The following is a 216-nucleotide window of genomic DNA, read 5'->3' as shown; positions in this document are numbered from 1 at the left end:
TCGGCCGCGGCGAGGGGGCGGACGCCGCCCAGCGCGTGGTGGGCACGGCCGTCCCCGGCGCAGGGATCTCGTCTTCACACTCGGGTGATCTCGTGTGCGTCACGGCAACCTTCGAGGCCTCGATCGGCGCGCTGGTGCGGCTGCCCCTCCGGGCGTCGAGCTGCGCGCTCGACGGAGGCCGCTGATGGCGGGCACGGCGGTGGCCGCGGGGGTCCT

At 76.4% G+C, this 216-nt stretch carries 1 pseudogene; it reads left to right on the top strand.

The features are described from left to right. Positions 1–185 (top strand): annotated as a pseudogene (locus GZ67_RS20750) (TadE family type IV pilus minor pilin); the annotation flags it as partial. Between the last annotated feature and the right edge of the window lie 31 nt (positions 186–216).

Source organism: Microbacterium sp. Cr-K20 (assembly GCF_000708325.1).
Lineage (GTDB): Bacteria > Actinomycetota > Actinomycetes > Actinomycetales > Microbacteriaceae > Microbacterium.
This window is presented reverse-complemented; position numbering and strand designations above follow the sequence as displayed.